We start from the raw sequence: 18,323 nt of genomic DNA on the forward strand, positions 1-18,323 counted from the left end.
AGGCAAACCAGGTAGTGCCGGCCGCTGGCCGGCACCTGAAGGTGCCATGGATTCATGGGTTGCCGGCCAGCGGCCGGCACTACCGCCCCAGCCGCTGATCCCGCGCCCTCTGGTCGGCCATCGCCTTGTCCAGCTCGGCCTGCAATGCCGGCTGCTGCACGGCGGCGTCCAGCACGTAGACCTTCACGCCGTGCGCGGGCACGTCGGCCTTCAGGGAGGCATCCACCTGCAACGAACCGCCGTCCAGTGCATCGCGCCAGCGGCCCGCCTGCACGTAACGCGACACAGTGAGGGTCCTGGTCCGGTCGCCCTTGTTCAGCAGCACCAGCGCGGTCTGCGCCACGTCGCCATACTGCAGCACGCGGAAGAACACCGCCTCATCACCCTGCAGGCGCTCGTTCACCTGCAGGCCACGCTGCAGCGCCGGCGTGGCTTCGCGCAATCGCGCGATACGCTGCAGCGGCGCGAAGATCGGACTCTCCGGTGCGGCGTCCACGCGCGGCTGGCCAAAGTAGGCACGATTGCCGGCATGCTCGGCGCGGCCGCGCATGAAGCCGGTTTCCGAGCCGTAATAGACCACCGGAATGCCGCGTGCGGTGAACAGCCAGTTGTGCGCATCGATGAAGCCGCTGTCACTGGCCTGCAGGCGCGGCATGTCGTGGTTGTCGTAGAAGCTCATCAGCTCGTACGGATTGGCGTACGGGCCGCCGGTCAGGTGCAGCGGCTCGCCCAGGGTTTCAAAGCCCTTTCCAGCGGTGCCGAAGGTCTGCTCCAGTGCGCCGCGCAGCGGGAAGTCGAGCACGCTGACATTGGCGTTGGCCGGCCAGGTGTGTTCGGCGATGCTCGCCGCGTTGTAATCGAACGCTTCGCCGAACATGAACATGCCCGGATGTTCAGCACGGATGCGCTTGACGAAGGCATGCCACCACGGGTGCGGCAGCCAGCCGATGGTATCGATGCGCAGCACATCCACGCCTTGCCCGGTCCACTGCAGGTAAGCACCCACCAGATAATCCATCACCGCCGGATTGTCCTGGTTGAAGTCGGACAGTTCAGCCAGGTTGCCGTCGAAGATCGAGCCATCCTTGCTGTCGACCGGACCGATGTTGTTGTAGAACGCGTGCAGCGGGTTGTGCTTCGGGTCCAGTTTCTGCGGTGGCAGGTTCTGGTGATCGGCGATCAGTGTGCCGTCCTTGTCGAAGATCTGGCCGAACTGCGGCTGCCGCCTCGGCATGGTCCAGGCTGGCGAGCCGTGGTTGCCGACGATGTCCAGCACCACCTTCAGGCCTGCGCCATGCAGGCCCTTGGTCAACCCCGCGAAGTCCAGGTCCTTGCTGGGCAGGTGCTCATCGAGCTTGTAGAAGTTGATGCCCCAGTAGCCGTGGTAGCCGGTCTTGCCGCGATCGGTCAGCGTACTGGTGCAGCTGATCGGCTTGCTGCCGGTGAACGCCTCGTCCGGGTTGTCAACGATCGGCGTGATCCATACCGCGCCGAAGCCGAGGTTGCGGATGTACTGCGCATTGTCGAGCACGCCGCGGAAGTCACCGCCGAGATAGCCGATGTTGCCGTCCACCTTGTCCGGGCACGGCACCGGGATATCGAAGGTGCGGTGCTTGCCGCCCTGGTCGCGATGATCGTTGGACGGGTCGCCGTTGACGAAGCGGTCGGTGACCACGAAGTACACCGCATCGCTGGCGAACGGTTCGGTGGTGCCCACATAGTCCGGGCGTGGCGCGGCCGCCGCATGGCCGGCCAGCAGTACCAGGGAAACAGCAACAGACAGCGCACCACGCATCACACCACCTCCGGACGGGACGGAACCCGCAGCACGCACAGGCCGGCAACGAACAGGCTGCAGCCGCCCAGCACCAGCACATGCATCGGCTGGCCACCCAGCCAGGCACGCAGGGCAAAGCCGAGCGCGCTGGCCGCAACCAGCTGCGGGATCACGATGAAGAAATTGAAGATGCCCATGTACACGCCCATCTTCGATGCCGGCACGCTGTCGGACAGCAGTGCGTATGGCAGCGAAAGAATGGACGCCCAGGCGAAGCCGACGCCGACCATCGACAGCAGCAGCCAGTGCGGGTCGCGGATGAACATCAGCGAGACCAGGCCTGCACCGCCCAGCCAGAGGTTGACCAGGTGGCTCCAGCGCAGGCCAATCGCACGCACCATCGGCGGGATCAGTACTGCGGCCAGCGCGGCGAAGCCGTTGTAGGCACCGAACAGCACGCCCACCCAGTTGGCGCCCTCGTTGTAGGCCGGTGACTGCGGATCGGTCGAGCCGAAGTGGGTACCCGCCACCGCGGCGGTGGTGTAGATCCACATCGCGAACAGCGCGAACCACGAGAAGAACTGCACCCACGCCAAACGACGCATGGTCACCGGCATCGCGCGCAGGTCACCGACGATGGCGGCCAGCATATGCGTGGCCGGCAACGCACGCGCGGCCGCCAGCAGCAGGCCGTAGCCGGCGCACAGTCCTGCCAGCACATACAGCATCCTGTCGCCCTGCCGCCAGGCGATCAACAGCGCCAGCACCACGCCGAGCCCCAGCCACAGCGCCACCTGCGTCCACGGTGCCGGGCCACTGATCGCAGCCCCTGCGTGGTGCGCCGGCGGCTCGGCATCGTCAAACCCGGCCAGCTCCGCCGGCGAGTACTCGCGGGTGCTGACCACCGTCCAGGTGATCGCCGCCAGCAGCACCACCGCGCCGAAGTAGAACGCATAGCGCACGGTATCGGGCACTTCTCCCGCAGCTGCGGTATTGGCAACACCGAAGTGGGCCAGGATGAACGGCAGGAAGCTGGCGACGATGGCGCCCACACCGATGAAGAAGCTCTGCATGGCATAGCCGGCCGGACGCTGGCGCGGCGCCAGCTGATCGCCGACGAAGGCGCGGAACGGTTCCATCGACACGTTGATCGAGGCGTCCAGCACCCACAAGGTACCGGCGGCGATCCACAGCGTCGGCGAATTCGGCATCACCAGCAGCGCCAGCGTGGTCAGTACCGCACCGATCATGAAGAACGGGCGGCGACGGCCCCAGCGCGTCCAGGTGCGATCAGACAGGTAACCGATCACCGGCTGCACCAGCAGGCCAGTCAGTGGCGCCGCGATCCACAGCCCGGGCACCGCGTCCATGTCCGCGCCCAGGGTCTCGAAGATGCGGCTGGCGTTGGCGTTCTGCAGGGCGAACCCGAACTGGATGCCGAGGAAGCCGAAACACATGTTCCAGATCTGCCAGAACGACAGCTGCGGTTTGGCGGGACGACTCATCGTGCGCCCTCTTCCATCGCCACCGGCGCCACCTTCAGCGCCTGCACCTGGGCCTGGTTGAGCACACCATCACGCCCGCCCTTGCCGCCGGTGTAGTGCGCGAAGTGCTGCAGCGCGCTCATGTTGAAGCCCTCTTCAAGCGCGACCGTGCACTGCCCCTTTGGCACCGTGAATGTCGCCGAGGTCGAGTCCTGCATCGCCACGCTGTGCGGCAGGGTGACCGTATGCCGCTGCAATGGCTGGCCCGGGCACTGCAGCACCAGCTGCTTGACCGCAGCGGTGACGCCGGTGTTGATCGGCCCGTTCGGGTTGCGGTACTGCAGCCGCAGGCGCACCTGCCCGGCCTTGACCGAGTTGAACTGCCAGCGTTCCTCGCCCTTCAGCACCTGCTGCGGACCGACGCAGAGCGTCGGGCTGTGCAGCGACTCCAGCGCACCCTCGCGCAGGGTCAGGCTGAGGCAGTGCTGCAGGCCATCGTCGCTGATGTGCACCGGGCCATTGCTGGCGACGAGGGCCCTGCCGTCCTTCCACAGAACCTGCTCGGCTTGCACCGGAACGTTCCAGCCCGTGCCCATGCGCAGGGCCTGCGGTGCCGCCGGTGTTGCGGGCGCACGCGCGTTGGCATCCGCAGTCGTGGCAGCGAAACCGGTTGCTGCCGGGACAGCGACCAGCTGCACCGTGGTAGTCGTGCCACGTGTGATGGTGCTGCCGGCCACCAGCAGGCCATCGCCCACGTTCTGCGGGCGCTCCAGCACATAGCGCCTGCCGTTGGCTTCCAGCGTGATGCGGGGATGCGTGCCGAACAGCTCCGGCACCAGCACGGCCGGCAGCTTGGGCTGCACGCGGCCATCGTCCTGCACACCGAACACACCTTCAAGCACCATCGACAGATAGCCGGCCACCGACCACAGCTGGCGTTCGGAGTTGACCACCGGGCCGCTCAACGCGCCCTCGTCAACATGCACGGCCTGGCTGACCAGCTCGTAGTTCTCCATGTTGGAACCGGCCAGCGCAGCGCCCTGCATCAGCGAACGGATCTCGGCGGCGATGCGCGGCGCATCGTCCAGCTGCCGCGCCGCACGCAGAGAGTACGCGCTGACAAACGGCCAGATCGCGCGGTTGTGGTAGATCGGCTGCTGCGATTCCTGCGGCCAGACCACCGGGCTGCCGGCTGGCCCCATCGGGTAGGCAGCCAGTGCACGGCGCGCGCGCTCGGGCGGCAGCACCTCGGCGAGGATGCCCAGCGACAGCCCGAGCAGATCGACCTTGACGTACGGCACAGGGTGCGCGGCTTCGCCGATGTAGCTCATGTACTGGCCCATGTCCTCGCGCCAGAAGCGCGCATCGATCTGCTGCGCCAGCGCATCGGCCCAGGCCTTGTAGTCGGCTGCGCGGGCGTCGCCGTGCTGGCCGGCCAGGCGTTCGGCCAGGCGCAGTGCCTGGTAGTGCAGCACGTTGGTGGACAGTGCGTAGGAATCACCGATGAAGCGCACGTCCTCGCGGGTCCAGTCCGGATAGGTCTGCTCGCGCCAGTCCAGGAACGAGGTCTCACCACGGTACAGGCCCACCTGCGCGTCGAACACCATCGCGCGGTCCTGCGCCAGCGTGCCCTGCAGCGCCTGCCAGACCTGGTCGGCAAACGCGCGATCGTCCAGCAGGTGGCGTGCCGCAAGGAACCACACCACGCGGTCGCTGCTGATCGGCCAGCTGCCGCCGGAACCGGTGTCCTGCGCGACGAACAGGCCGGGCGTATGGCCATCGCGCGCCGCCGAGAGCTTGAACTGCAGCGACTGCCGGGTGCGCTTCGGGTCCAGCCGCGCCAGCGCCAGGTCGGCGGCGAAGCTGACATCGCGGGTCCACACGTAGGGCCAGCGCGCGCCGGTCTGGAAGCACTCGCATGGCACCGGCCGGCCTTCGTCGAACGCGGGATCGCGGATCGCATCCACGCGGTCCTGGTCCATCTCCTGCTGGGCCAGCGCGAACAGTGCATCGAACATCACGCTGCCGGTCTGGCTGCGCATCGGCATGGGCGCGATACGCACCTCAGCCTTCGGCGCATGCAGCACGTAGCTGCCCTTGGCAGCGGCTTCGGCGCGCGCATGGCGGCCGTCGAATTGCAGGTCGGCCGCCTGCGCGGTCGATCCCAGCGCTGCCCCCAGGGCAGCGGTCAGGCAAATGATCTTCAGCATCGAAGCGGCGGACCGGCTTGCGCCCGTCGGCCTCCCTCCCTCTCTGCACGCGTTGTAGGTCCGCACCACCGTTGCCGGCGGGCGGGCGCGGCCCCTCCCTCAAGGTGCCTTGGCCCCATGGTAGACGCGGGGCTGTCGGCTGCGTCCAGCTGCATACGTATTCATGGCGTTGCGCGGTAGCGGGCCTGCCGCGCTGGCTTATGGTCCGGGTCTGCCAACGGCGCCTTGGGAGGGGAAATGCCGATGTCGTCCACTGCTGTACGCACTGTGCTCGCGCACGTGTTCGGCCTGGCGTTGCTGGGAATGACCACGCTGTCGCAGGCTGCGCCGCAGGTCCTCACTGTCGAATCGCCTGGCAGGATGCTCAAGGCCAGCCTGGTGCTGGACGGTGGCACCGCGCGCTATCGCGTCGAGCGTTTCGGCGAGACCGTGGTGGAAGATTCGAAGCTGGGCTTTGCCTTGCGCGATGGGCGCCTGGACCGGGATTTCGCCCTGCTCGGCCAACAGCAACGCAGCGTCGATGACAACTGGGAACAGCCCTGGGGCGAACGCCGGCTCACCCGCAACCACTTCAACGAACTGACCGTGCAGCTGGCCGAGACCACCGGCAGCAAGCGCCGGCTGGATGTGGTGTTCCGCGTCTACGACGATGGCCTCGGCTTCCGCTACGTATTCCCCGAGCAGCCGAACCTGCGCGAAGCCATCATTGATGACGAGCTGACCGAGTTCGCCATCGCGCAGGATTCCACCGCGTGGTGGATCCCTGCCGGCGAACCGATCCACTACGAGTACCTGTACCAGCGCACGCCGCTGCGCGAGGTGCCGCTGGTGCATACGCCGATGACCCTGCGCAGCCGCGATGGCCTGCACGTGGCGATCCACGAGGCCGCGCTGGTGGACTATGCCGGCATGTGGCTGCGCCGCACGGAAGGACAACGCCTGCGCGCACAGCTGTCACCCTCAGCCGAAGGTTGGAAGGTGCGCCGCACCCTGCCCTTCGCCACGCCGTGGCGCACGCTGCAGATTGCCGACCGTGCCGGCGGCTTGGTCGAATCGGACCTGATCCTCAACCTCAACGAACCCAATGCGCTGGGTGATGTGAGCTGGGTGAAGCCGGCCAAGTACCTGGGGGTGTGGTGGTCGATGCACCTGGACAACGAGAGCTGGGCGACCGGGCCGAAGCATGCGGCCACCACCGCGAAGACGAAGAAGGTGATCGACTTCGCCGCCGCACACGGCTTCCGTGGCGTGCTGGTGGAAGGCTGGAACCCGGGCTGGGACGGCAACTGGGTCGGCAACGGCTACGACTTCGATTTCACCCGTGCCACGCCCGATTTCGACATTGAAGCGCTGTCGGCGTATGGCCTGAAGAAGGGCGTGCACCTGATCGGCCACCATGAAACCGGCTGCGCCATCGAGCACTACGAGGAGCAGCTGGACGCTGCGCTGGACCTGTACGCGCGGCTGGGCGTGGACCAGTTCAAGACCGGCTATGTCTGTGACGACGGCCAGGTCGACCGCCGCAATCCCTCGGGCGGCCCGCTGTGGCGCGAGTGGCACGACGGTCAGTTCATGGCCCGCCACCATCTGACGGTGGTGCAGGAGGCTGCGCGCCGCCATCTGTCGGTGAACCCGCATGAGCCGATCAAGGACACCGGCCTGCGCCGCACCTATCCCAACTGGATCTCGCGCGAAGGCGCACGTGGCATGGAGTACAACGCCTGGGGCCAGCCGCCGAACCCGCCGGAACATGAGGTCAACCTGGTGTTCACCCGCATGCTGGCCGGGCCGATGGATTACACCCCCGGCATCCTCAGCCTGAAGGGCCGCCACGGCCAGGCCATTCCCAGCACGCTGGCACGCCAGCTGGCGCTGTATGTGGTGCTGTACAGCCCGATCCAGATGGCCGCCGACCTGCCCGAGCACTACCTGCAGCATCGCGAGGCATTCCGTTTCATCGAAGACGTCGCGGTGGACTGGGAGCAGAGCCGCGTGCTCGATGGCGAAGTGGGCGACTACGTGACGATCGTGCGCCGCGACCGCAACAGCCGCGACTGGTTCCTCGGCAGCATCACCGACGAGCACGGCCGTGTGCTGCCGGTGTCGCTGGGCTTCCTGGAACCGGGCGTGCGCTATCGCGCCGAGATCTACCGCGATGGCGAGGACGCCGATTTCCGCAGCAATCCATTCGCATTCACGCGCGAAACCCGCGAGGTGACCAGCGCCGACGTGCTGACGCTGGTGCTGGCACCGGGCGGTGGGCAGGCCATTCGTTTCACGCCGCGTTGAATGCCCCGGTAGTGCCGGCCGCTGGCCGGCAACCCGGTGAACGCGATTGCCGGCCAGCGGCCGGCACTACCGCAAACAGAACCTGAAAGCGATTACATCCCTGCAGACGCCATTGAATACGTATGCAGGGTGATTCCCGCGAAGAACACGCTGCCTACCATAGCGGCGACGACAGCGGCCACCGCGTCGCACGTCCACGGTCACGCCGGGACGTTCACGAATCGATCTGCAACATTGCCTGGGAGGGGAAAATGTTGAACCACAAGCGCAGCGCGCTGAGCATCGCGCTGGCCGTTGTCCTGGCGCCGACGCTGGCGTCGGCACAGTCCACGCAGAGCACCACGACGCCGGCCGCCACTGCCGCGACCAATCTGGATACGGTGCAGGTCACCGGCATCCGCCGCGGCATCGAGAATGCGATCGCGATCAAGCAGGACGCCACCTCGGTGGTCGAAGCGATCTCCGCCGAAGACATCGGCAAACTGCCCGACGTCAGCATCGCCGAATCCATCTCGCGCCTGCCCGGCCTGGCTGCCCAGCGCGTGGCCGGCCGTGCGCAGGTGATCAGTGTGCGTGGCCTGTCGCCCGACTTCGCCACCACCCTGCTCAATGGCCGTGAAGTGGTCAGCACCGGCGACAACCGCGGCGTCGAATTCGACCAGTACCCGTCCGAGCTGGTCAACGGCGTGACCGTGTACAAGACCCCGGACGCGGCGCTGGTCGGCCAGGGCCTGTCGGGCACCATCGACATGCAGACCGCACGCCCGCTCAGCTTCGGCGAGCGGGTGATCGCGGTCAGCGGCCGCTACCAGAAGAGCTCCTTGGGCCGCGCTGCCAACATCGACCCGTATGGCAACCGTTTCAGCGCCAGCTACATCGACCAGTTCTTCGACAACACCCTGGGCATCGCCATTGGTTATGCGCACAGCGACATGCCGATCCAGGAGAACCAGGTCGGCCTGTACGAGCCCTGGACCACCGAACACACCGACAAGGGCGAGCGTCGCGGAATCGCACCTGGCACCTACTTCACCGATGGCATCAAGGCCCTGCGCCGCACCGGCAACAACAAGCGCGACGGCGTGATGGCAACGATCCAGTTCCGCCCCAGCAACAGCTGGACCAGCACCTTCGATGCGTTCCACACCGAAGCCGAGCAGATCGACACCGCCAACCAGTTCGAGCTGAGCCTCAGCGGCAACGGCGAGGACAGCAACAATCCCAACGCGATCCTGCCGGTGTTCAGCAATGTCGGCCGCAATGCCGATGGCAGCTTCACCGGTGGCACGATCAACAATGCGTACCCGCTGGTGCGCGGCATGTACAACAAGCGCAAGGACAAGATCGATGCGTTCGGCTGGAACAACGAGTTCAACGTCGGTGGCGTGAAGCTGGTCGCCGACCTGAACTATTCGAAGGCAACCCGCCGCGAGATCAACCTGGAAAACAACCTGCAGCTGGTGCCGCGCCCGCAGTTCGACACGATCGGGCTGGTGGTGAACAACAACAGCTTCTCGCAGATCACGCCGGGGCGCGACTATTCCAATCCGGACAGCCTGTTCCTGACCAACACGATCTATGGTTCCGGCTACGGCAAGGTGCCAGAGGTCGAAGACCGCTTGAAGGGCGCCAAGCTGGCGGCGACGCTGCCGGTTCCCGAGGCGATGTCCAGCTGGTTCTCGGATGTGGACGTGGGCGTGAACTATGCCGACCGTCGCAAGCAGAAGGCCCAGGCCGAAGGCAACATCCTGCTCGGCTCCCAAGGCGAATCCACCATCGCACCGGACCTGCAGTACCGCCCGGTCAACCTCGGTTTCGCCGGCATCGGCTACATCCCGTCGTGGAATGTGCCGGCAGCCGTCGGTCGTTACATGACCTTCAACCCGGTCGACAACCTGGACTACCTGATTCCGAAATCCTGGACGGTCGAGGAGAAGATCACCACGGCGTGGGCACGCCTGAACATCAACACCGACATCGGCGTGGTCGGCGTGCGCGGCAACATCGGCGTGCAGATGCAGCACACCGACCAGAGCTCGGACTCGCGCTACTGGGACAGCTCGCAGCCGGCGGGCAGCAACATCCAGCCCTTCTCTGCCGGCAGGACCTACAAGGATTGGCTGCCGAGCTTGAACCTGGTGTTCATGTTCCCGCACCAGCAGACGCTGCGCTTCGCCGCCGCCAAGCAGGTCGCGCGCCCGCGCGTGGACCAGATGCGTGCCGGCCTGGAATTCGGCGTGGATACCAACAACGGCCGCCCCGGTGGCAGCGGTGGCAATCCGCTGCTGGATCCGTGGCGCGCCACCGCGCTGGATCTGTCCTATGAGAAGTACTTCGGCGAGAAGGCCTACGTGGCTGCGGCGATCTTCTACAAGGACCTGAAGAGCTACGTCTACACGCAGTCGGTGGACAACTACGACTTCAGCGGCCTGCTCGGCAACTACGTGCCACCGCCGGGCATGACCGCACCGGTGCTGACCACCGGCACCTTCTCCACGCCGCAGAACGGCAAGGGCGGCACGTTGAAGGGGCTGGAGCTGACCGGGTCGTTCCCGCTGGAGATGCTGACCGACAGCCTGCGCGGCTTCGGCGTGCAGGCCAGCGCGACCTTCAACAAGAGCGACATCACCATCCTGGATCCGGAGAGCGCCTCCAGTGTGGGCACCGACCCGATCAGCCTGCCGGGACTGTCCAAGCGCGTGTACAACTTCACCGCCTACTACGAGCGCAGCGGCTTTGAAGCACGTGTGAGCCAGCGCCGCCGTTCGGACTTCATCGGTGAGATCGGCAACTTCAACGGCAATCGCACGCTGCGCTACGTGGTGGGCGAGAACGTGACCGATGCACAGGTCAGCTACACCTTCAGCGACAGCAGCAGCCTGCGCGGGCTGACCCTGCTGCTGCAGGGCAGCAACCTGACCAACGAGCCGTACCGCACCTACGCCGGCAGCAAGGACCGCCCGCTGGAGTACATCGAGTGGGGCCGCACCTACATGCTGGGCGTGAACTACAAGTTCTGAGGTAGCGCCGGGCCGCGCCCGGCAACCCGGACCCGGTAGTGCCGGCCGCTGGCCGGCAACAGAAAACAGGGAGCAGGACCGGAAACCCGCTGCGCAGGCAGCGGGCTTTCTTTTGCGCGAATGCCCTTCACCGGCATCCCACCCACAAAAAAGGGACGGGGCGCTTCGGCCCCGTCCCCGCAAGTACCGCCACCGGAGAAAACGGTCAGCTGCGTCGGGCGCAATACACCGCGCGCGGCGGCAGCTGGAGTTCATTGCCCTGCACCGTGCCCGCATCCGGGCCTGGCACCGCCACCTGCTGCCAGTTGCCCGGCGGCAGCGGATGGCTCACCGCCTCGGCCGACAGGTTGAAGGCCAGCAGGAGGGTTTCATCTGCAAGCATACGCTCGAACAGCAGCACTGGCTCGGCGCTTTCGATGAATCGGATGCTGCCATGCAGGAGTGCCGGCTGGCTATGCCGCCAGGCCAGGAACCCGCGGAACGCAGCCAGGACCGAGTCCGGGTCGCGCTCCTGCACCGCCACGGCCGCGGCGCGGTGCTCGGGCGGGATCGGCAGCCACGGCTGGCCGGCGGTGAAACCGGCCAGCGGCGCGTCGGTCCACGGCAGTGGGGTCCGGCAGCCATCGCGGCCCTTGAAGTTGGGCCAGAAGGTAATGCCATAGGGGTCCTGCAGGGCCTCGAACGGCACCTCGGCCTCGGCCAGGCCCAGTTCCTCGCCCTGGTACAGGCAGACCGAGCCGCGCAGCGAGCACAGCATCGCCACCAGCATCCTCGCCAGGCGCGGGTCAGCCGGGTGGCCGCCCCAGCGGCTGACCGCCCGCTCCACGTCGTGATTCGAAACTGCCCAGCACGGCCAGCCTTCGGTCATCGCCGCTTCCAGCCGCGAAACCGTATCGCGGATGTAGGCCGCGCTGTAGTCGTCCACCAGCAGCTCGAAGCTGTAGCCCATGTGCAGGCGGCCATCGCAGGTGTACTCGGCGGTGGTGGCCAGCGAGTCCTCCGAAGATATCTCGCCCAGGCTGACCGCCCCCGGGTACTCGTCCAGCAGCGCGCGCAGGCGCTCCAGGAACGGCAGGTTCTCCGGCTGGGTGTTGTTGTAGTAGTGGTACTGGTAGGCGTACGGGTTGTCCGGGCTGAAGCCGCGCCCCACCCGCTTGTCGGCGGGCTTGGCCGGGTTGTCACGCAGGCGCGCATCATGGAAGCAGAAGTTGATCGCATCCAGGCGGAAGCCATCCACGCCGCGGTCCAGCCAGAAGCGCACGTTGTCCAGGGTGGCCTGCTGCACGTCCGGGTGATGGAAGTTCAGGTCCGGCTGGTCCACCAGGAAGTTGTGCAGGTAGTACTGCTCTCGGCGCGGCTCCCACTGCCAGGCGCCGCCGCCGAACAGCGACAGCCAGTTGTTGGGCGGCGTGCCGTCCTCGCGCGGGTCCGCCCATACGTACCAGTCGGCCTTGGGGTTGGTCCGGTCCTGGCGGCTCTCGCGGAACCAGGCGTGCTCGATCGAGGTATGGCTCAGCACCTGGTCGATCATCACCTTCAGGCCCAGACCGTGCGCCTTGGCCAGCAGGCGGTCGAAGTCGTCCAGGCTGCCGAACAGCGGGTCGACGTCGCGGTAGTCGGCGATGTCGTAGCCGAAGTCGGCCATCGGCGATTTGAAGAACGGCGAGATCCAGATCGCGTCCACGCCCAGCGTTGCGATGTGGTCCAGGCGCTGGATGATGCCCGGCAGGTCGCCTACCCCGTCGCCGTTGGCGTCAAGGAAACTGCGCGGGTAGATCTGGTAGATGACGGCTCCGCGCCACCATGGATAGTGCGACATCGACAGCCCCCCTCCGGGCGTGCGGGACCCGCCGGGAGCGGGCCGAAATCCTGATGCCGCAAGCTTAGCGGTGGCCTCACGGGCATGGCGCAACCTGCATACGTATTCACGCAGGCGGCATCCGTGGCCGGGCCGCGGACGCCGGCCTGCCCGGTTTGCGCCCGAATTCACAGGCAACGCCTATAATCAGCGATGAGCCTGAAAGCCTGATCGCATGACCATCACCGAAGACACCCGTCCCGCCCTGGGCCTGCCCCAGATCCAGTCGCTTGCCGCGGCCGACATGGCCGCCGTCGACGCCCTGATCCGGCGCCGCCTGTCCTCGGACGTCGTGCTGATCAACCAGATCGCCGACCACATCATTTCCGCCGGCGGCAAGCGCCTGCGCCCGATGCTGGTGATGCTTGCCGGCCATGCGGTCGGCCAGGCCGGTCCGGACCACCACCAGTTGGCGGCGATCATCGAGTTCATCCACACCTCCACCCTGCTGCACGACGACGTGGTGGACGAATCCAGCCTGCGCCGTGGCCGCAGCACCGCCAACGCGCTGTGGGGCAACGCGCCCAGCGTGCTGGTCGGCGACTTCCTGTACTCACGCAGCTTCCAGCTGATGGTCGAGCTGGAGCGCATGTCGGTGATGCAGATCCTGGCCGATGCCACCAACCGCATCGCCGAGGGTGAAGTGCTGCAGCTGCTGCACGTGCACAACCCGGATACCGACGAAGCCGCCTACCTGCGCGTGATCGAGCGCAAGACCGCGGTGCTGTTCGCCGCCGGCACCCGCCTGGGCGCGCTGGCCAGCGGCGTGGATGAAGCCACCCAGCAGGCCCTGTTCGACTACGGCATGCACCTGGGCTACGCGTTCCAGATTGCCGACGACGTGCTGGACTATTCGGCCAATGCCGAGGAGCTGGGCAAGAACCTGGGTGACGACCTCGCCGAGGGCAAGGCCACGCTGCCCCTGATCCATGCCATGGCCCATTCGGACGCCGCCACCCGCGAACGCCTGCGCACCATCGTGCAGGACGGCGACGCCTCGGCGATGCCGGAAGTGCTGGCCGCGATCCGCGCTACTGGCGGCCTGGACTACAGCCGCGCGCGTGCCGAGGAATATGCCGAGGCCGCCGAGCGCGCGCTCGATGGCCTGGCCGACAATGATGCCGTGGCGGCCCTGCGCGGCCTGGCCCGCTACGCGGTGCAGCGCTCGCATTGATGGGTTGAGGTGTGCCGACCAACGGTCGGCACGGAAACATCGGTGACTACCGACCGATCGCGTTTACCGCATTGTAGTGCCGGCCGCTGGCCGGCAACCTCATGATGCTGCGGATGTCACGGGAATGCCGGCCAGCGGCCGGCACTACCGCTGCACGGATCAACGTTTCTCGAAGCGCTCCTCGAAGAACTCATCCAGCGCTTTCCAGGCGCGCTTGGCCGCCCGTTCGTTGTACTGGCAGCCCGGCGGGCTGTTGGCATCGCGCTCGGCAAAGCAGTGCACCGCGCCGCTGTAGTTGGTGAACTCCCAATCGACCTTGGCCGCGTCCATTTCTTTCTGGAAGCTGCCGATGTCCTCGGCGGTCACGCTGGTGTCGTCGGCGCCATTGAGCACCAGCACCGACGGGTGGCTGCCACCAGCCTGTGCCGGCAGCGGCGAACCCAGCCCGCCGTGCAGGCTGACCACCCCTGCCAGCGGCGCACCGGCACGGGCCAGCTCCAGCACCGTGGTGCCACCGAAACAGAAGCCCACCGCACCGATCCGGCTGGCATCCAGCGGTGCCTTGCCGGCCTGGGCCTTGAGCACGTTCACCGCCTCCAGCGCACGCGCACGCAGCAGCGGCCGATCATTGCGGAGCTTGGTCGCCACCGGCCCGGCCTCGGCATCGGTCTTCGGCCGCACGCTCTTGCCGTAGACATCGGCCACCAGCACCACATAGTCATCGCCGGCCAGCTGCTTGGCCTTCTCGACCGCCGATTCGTTCACGCCTTTCCAGTTCGGCACCATCACCAGCCCGGGGCGCTTATCGTTGTCGCCGTCGTCATAGACCAGCACGCCGCTGAAAGTCGTGCCCTGGTGCTTCCACTCCACCGGCTGCGTCTTCATCGCCGCCCACGCCGGCATCGCCGCCAGCCCCAGAACCACCGCCACACTGCATCGCCAACGATTCATGCGCCTGCTCCGCAAGAAAAAGGGGACGGAGGGGATTAAGCCGTATTCGCCCCTCCCGCGTCGCATTCTGCATTGGCGACGTGACGCAGGTGTGGTTGGATACGACTTAATCCCCTCCGTCCCCTTTTTTCTGCATGAACCTTGTTGATCGCTTTCTGTCTGGCCTGATCCCCCGCCTGCCTGCCGAGGATGCCCCGCAGTGGGCCCACGTGCAGGGCGCCAGCGGCGAAGACCTGCAGCGCCTGCGTGCGCAGTGGCCTCAGGTGCCAGACAGCCTGCTGGAACTGTTGTCCCGCGTGGATGGCACCCACTTCCGTGAGTACCCCGGCGGCGAGGTCTGCGTGCTGGTGCTCGGCTCGGACGTGGAGGACGGCGGCTATCCCTACTACCTGCGTTCGGTTGCGCAGATCTTCGAAGACCAGCAGCAGTGGGACGACAGCATCCGTTCGATCTACGAAGAGTGGCTGGATGACGAGCCAGAGATCTTGGGTGAGGGCATCGACGCCGATCTGCCGATGAACCGCCGCCTGTGCTTCTCGCACTGCATGAACAACGGCGGCACCTCGATGCTGTACCTGGATTTTGATCCCGCGCCGGGCGGCGCGGTCGGCCAGGTGGTGCGCTACCTGCACGATCCGGACAGCTATGCGGTGATCGCGCCCAGCTTCGATGCGTACCTGCAGCAGCTGATCGAAGGCGGCTACGCGTTCATCGAAGACGAACAGTAGATCCACGCCATGCGTGGATGAATTTCTCCGGAGGTTGCCGGCCAGCGGCCGGCACTACCTTCAAGCGATACCCAGCCCGGGAATCGCGCTGATGCTCTCCGGGTCAAACCCAGCCAGCTCAGCGAAATGACGGCCACGCGCCACGTAATCCCGGTAGGCACCAAAGCTCGGCGCGCCCGGCGACAGCAATACCACCCCGCCTTCAGAACCCAACGCGGCACGTGCCAGCGCCATTGCCTCGGGCAGATCCGCCGCCGCGTGCAGACCGAAGCGACCGGCATCGGCCAGCGGCTGCAGCATCGCGTGGATGCGCGGGCCGTTGCTGCCCATGGTCACGATCTCCACCGGCGGCACGTCGTGCGCCATGTGCTGCATGAAATCGGTCCAGTCCAGGCCACGGTCATGCCCGCCCACCAGCAACGCGATGCGCTGCCCGGCGAAGCACTCCAGCGCGGCCAGGCTGGCATGCGGCGTGGTGCTGATCGAATCGTTGACGTAGGTCAGGCCATCGGCCGCGCCGATGCGCTGCAGGCGATTCGGCAGCGGACGGAAATCCTGCACCGCCGGTGCCAGCGCCACGGCGTCCAGCCCCAGCGCTTCCAGCGCCGCCAGTACCGCACAAAGGTTGCCGCGGTTGTGGCGACCCGGCAGCGGCGTGTTGCGGGTATCGAACACGGCCTGCTCGCCGCGATGCACGATGTCACCACGCATATGCCAGCCCTGCGGCTGGTTGAACCAGACCACTTCGCTATCGGGCAGCGACAGCGCAGCCAGATGCGGATCGGCGGCATTGAGCACGGCGATGCGCGGTGCGGCTTCAGTCACCAGCCGCAGCTTGTCCTCGATGTAACGTTGTTCGCTGCCATGCCAGTCCAGGTGTTCGGGGAACAGGTTCAGCACCACCGCCACCTGCGGGTGGGCGCCACTGCGTGCCACTTCGCCGGTCTGGTAGCTGGACAGTTCCACCGCCCAGTACTCGGGCGTGGGCTGCGGATCCAGCACTTCCAGCAGCGGCAGGCCGATGTTGCCGACCAGGCCGGTGCGGTGGCCGGCGGCACGCAGCAGGTGCGCGACCAGCGCGGTGGTGGTGCTCTTGCCCTTGGTGCCGGTCACGCACACGGTGTCGTGCACGATGCCATCGGCACCCGCATGCTCGGCAAACCACAGCGCGGTGCCACCGATGAAAGTGGTGCCCTGCGCCGCCGCGGCCAGCGCGATCGGCTGGTACGGGCTGATGCCGGGCGATTTGATCACCACATCGAAGGCAGCCAGCGCCTCGGCCGACGGCTCACCACGCACGTCCAGCACGCCCTGTGTTTCCGCACGCGCGGACTCCACTTCGGCCGCCGGGCAGAACAGGCTCAGCGGCAGTGCCGGCAGGCGCTCACGCAGCACCGCAAATGCCGCACGGCCCTCACGGCCCCAGCCCCACAGCGCAACGCGCTTTCCTTCAAGCTTCGAAATCTTCACGCACCCGTTCCCACAGCGCAGCCGGAACGCGATGCTCGCCCTGCAGCTGCAGCAGCGGTGCCAGTTCCAGTTCGGCGGCATCCAGCTGCGGCTGGATCTCATTGCAGAAGCGCTTCACCAGCACGTCTTCCTTCCACTCCGGGCGCTGCGCCAGGGTCGCCATCGCCGCGCGCGATTCGCGGCCTTCGCCCACGCACTCGAACGGCTTGTGGTCCTGGAACTCCAGCAGTGCGTCGAAGCCACCGGCCTGCTCGGCATCGTCCAGCAGGTTGCGGCCGAAGATACGCACCAGGCGCGTCTTGGGCATGAACGGGGCCAGCGCCAGGAACACGAAATGGCACTTCGGGCAGACGCCGCACCAGCGGTTCACCGGGCGCTCGCCGAGGATGTGGAAGTTGCGGTTGCAGCTGGAGAAATGCGCGTCGTAGAAGTCGGTCTTGGCGAACTGGCGAGCCACCGCCAGCTCCGACATCGGGCGCAGCAGCGAGTAGTACTGCAGGTCCGCAGCGACGTGCTTCTGCACGTGGCTGCCGAACGCCTGCTCGAACGCCCAGCCCTTGGACCACTGGTGGTTCACTTCGCCGGTGCCTGGAATCTGGCTGCCGTAGCTGGCCGAACGTTCGTTGGAGAACACCACCTGGTCCACGCCCTGCAGCAGCGCGGCCAGCACCATGATTGCCGAGTTCACCGCGGTAACCGGGATATGCCCGTTCCAGGCGCCCTGGCGGTTGAGCTCGAACAGTTCCGGCGCCAGCGCGCGGCCCAGGTTCAAGGTGGGCAGACCGGTGCGTTCAGCGCAGGCACGGATCAGCTGCGAGCCACCGATCCAGGTCACCGTCTCGTCCACGCCGGCACGGCGCAGCGCTTCGATGCTGACCAGCGAATCCTTGCCGCCACCGATCGCCACCAGCGCGTGCGGCTGCAGGCCCAGCACCGGCGCCTGCACTGCCTCGCCCTGCACCGGCAGGCGGAAGCGCCCGCGCAGGTTCAGGCCGTTGCGGTAGGCAAATTCACCCAGGCCATTGAGGTAGACCGTCTCCACCAGCGCAGCGGTATCGGCATCGATGGCGTAGCTGTCGATGCTGACCGTCTCCGGCACGCCCGCCTTGTAGTAGCTGACACCGGCGATCAGGTGCAGCAGCTGCAGCGCGCGCTGCACAGCGGCGGTACGCGCTTCGTCCAGCACGAACGGGGCGCCCGGCACGGTGATGGTTTCCACCATCTCCGGGCCGTCATCAAAGGCGTAGACCAGCTTGGCCACGCCAGTGTCCGCGGCGAATTCGCAGCGGACGAAGCGGAAGCGGGAAACCTGGTGTTTGTCGAAAGCAGTCATGGTGTATCCGGTCAGGCACGGGCCCGCGC

The 18,323-nt window shown here is 66.8% G+C and carries 11 protein-coding genes; 4 read left to right on the forward strand and 7 right to left on the reverse strand.

Features of this window, described 5'->3' with window-relative positions:
* Positions 1–79: 79 nt before the first annotated feature.
* Genes ACX9OT_RS14205 through ACX9OT_RS14215 form a run of 3 tightly spaced genes read right to left on the reverse strand, consistent with a single transcriptional unit; the run spans position 80 to position 5,471 of the window.
* On the reverse strand, positions 80–1,795 hold the full coding sequence (locus ACX9OT_RS14205; RefSeq protein ID WP_459002600.1) for an alpha-amylase family glycosyl hydrolase: 1,716 nt from the start codon (positions 1,793–1,795) through the stop codon (positions 80–82).
* Positions 1,795–3,282 (reverse strand): MFS transporter, encoded by a 1,488-nt coding sequence (locus ACX9OT_RS14210; RefSeq protein WP_459002602.1) that lies wholly within the window; start codon positions 3,280–3,282, stop codon positions 1,795–1,797. The genes ACX9OT_RS14205 and ACX9OT_RS14210 overlap by 1 nt, the downstream gene beginning before the upstream one ends.
* Positions 3,279–5,471, reverse strand: a complete 2,193-nt coding sequence (locus ACX9OT_RS14215) for a glucosidase family protein (protein WP_459002604.1) — start codon at positions 5,469–5,471, stop codon at positions 3,279–3,281. The genes ACX9OT_RS14210 and ACX9OT_RS14215 overlap by 4 nt, the downstream gene beginning before the upstream one ends.
* Before the next feature lie 237 nt (positions 5,472–5,708).
* Between ACX9OT_RS14215 and ACX9OT_RS14220 the strand changes: the two genes are divergently transcribed.
* Both ACX9OT_RS14220 and ACX9OT_RS14225 read left to right on the forward strand, forming a co-directional pair.
* Positions 5,709–7,760 (forward strand): glycoside hydrolase family 97 protein, encoded by a 2,052-nt coding sequence (locus ACX9OT_RS14220; protein ID WP_459002606.1) that lies wholly within the window; start codon positions 5,709–5,711, stop codon positions 7,758–7,760.
* Positions 7,761–8,011: 251 nt separating this feature from the next.
* Positions 8,012–10,780 carry a TonB-dependent receptor gene (locus ACX9OT_RS14225; RefSeq protein ID WP_459002608.1) on the forward strand — a complete coding sequence of 923 codons (2,769 nt, stop codon included), beginning with the start codon at positions 8,012–8,014 and terminating at the stop codon, positions 10,778–10,780.
* A 205-nt stretch (positions 10,781–10,985) separates the two neighbouring features.
* Here the strand turns inward: ACX9OT_RS14225 and ACX9OT_RS14230 are convergent, their stop codons facing one another.
* Positions 10,986–12,599 carry an alpha-glucosidase family protein gene (locus ACX9OT_RS14230; protein ID WP_459002610.1) on the reverse strand — a complete coding sequence of 538 codons (1,614 nt, stop codon included), beginning with the start codon at positions 12,597–12,599 and terminating at the stop codon, positions 10,986–10,988.
* Positions 12,600–12,813: 214 nt separating this feature from the next.
* On the opposite strand from ACX9OT_RS14230, the gene ACX9OT_RS14235 reads away from it, so the two are divergent.
* Complete coding sequence (locus ACX9OT_RS14235; RefSeq protein ID WP_121503972.1) at positions 12,814–13,812, forward strand: polyprenyl synthetase family protein; 999 nt, start codon at positions 12,814–12,816, stop codon at positions 13,810–13,812.
* Between the two features lie 159 nt (positions 13,813–13,971).
* Here the strand turns inward: ACX9OT_RS14235 and ACX9OT_RS14240 are convergent, their stop codons facing one another.
* Positions 13,972–14,763, reverse strand: coding sequence for a dienelactone hydrolase family protein (locus ACX9OT_RS14240; protein WP_071227633.1), 792 nt, complete (start codon positions 14,761–14,763; stop codon positions 13,972–13,974).
* 134 nt (positions 14,764–14,897) lie between these two features.
* On the opposite strand from ACX9OT_RS14240, the gene ACX9OT_RS14245 reads away from it, so the two are divergent.
* Positions 14,898–15,491 (forward strand): SMI1/KNR4 family protein, encoded by a 594-nt coding sequence (locus ACX9OT_RS14245; protein ID WP_049462184.1) that lies wholly within the window; start codon positions 14,898–14,900, stop codon positions 15,489–15,491.
* Positions 15,492–15,551: 60 nt separating this feature from the next.
* On the opposite strand, the gene murD is transcribed toward ACX9OT_RS14245, so the two are convergent.
* Together murD and murL are read right to left on the reverse strand one after the other, a co-directional pair.
* Entirely contained in the window at positions 15,552–16,961 is a 1,410-nt protein-coding gene (murD, locus tag ACX9OT_RS14250) for a UDP-N-acetylmuramoyl-L-alanine--D-glutamate ligase (protein ID WP_049462183.1), read from the reverse strand.
* Positions 16,942–18,294, reverse strand: a complete 1,353-nt coding sequence (murL, locus tag ACX9OT_RS14255; RefSeq protein ID WP_154262640.1) for a UDP-N-acetyl-alpha-D-muramoyl-L-alanyl-L-glutamate epimerase — start codon at positions 18,292–18,294, stop codon at positions 16,942–16,944. Before murL ends, murD begins: the two co-directional genes overlap by 20 nt.
* Between the last annotated feature and the right edge of the window lie 29 nt (positions 18,295–18,323).

Source organism: Stenotrophomonas genospecies 3, assembly GCF_054473855.1.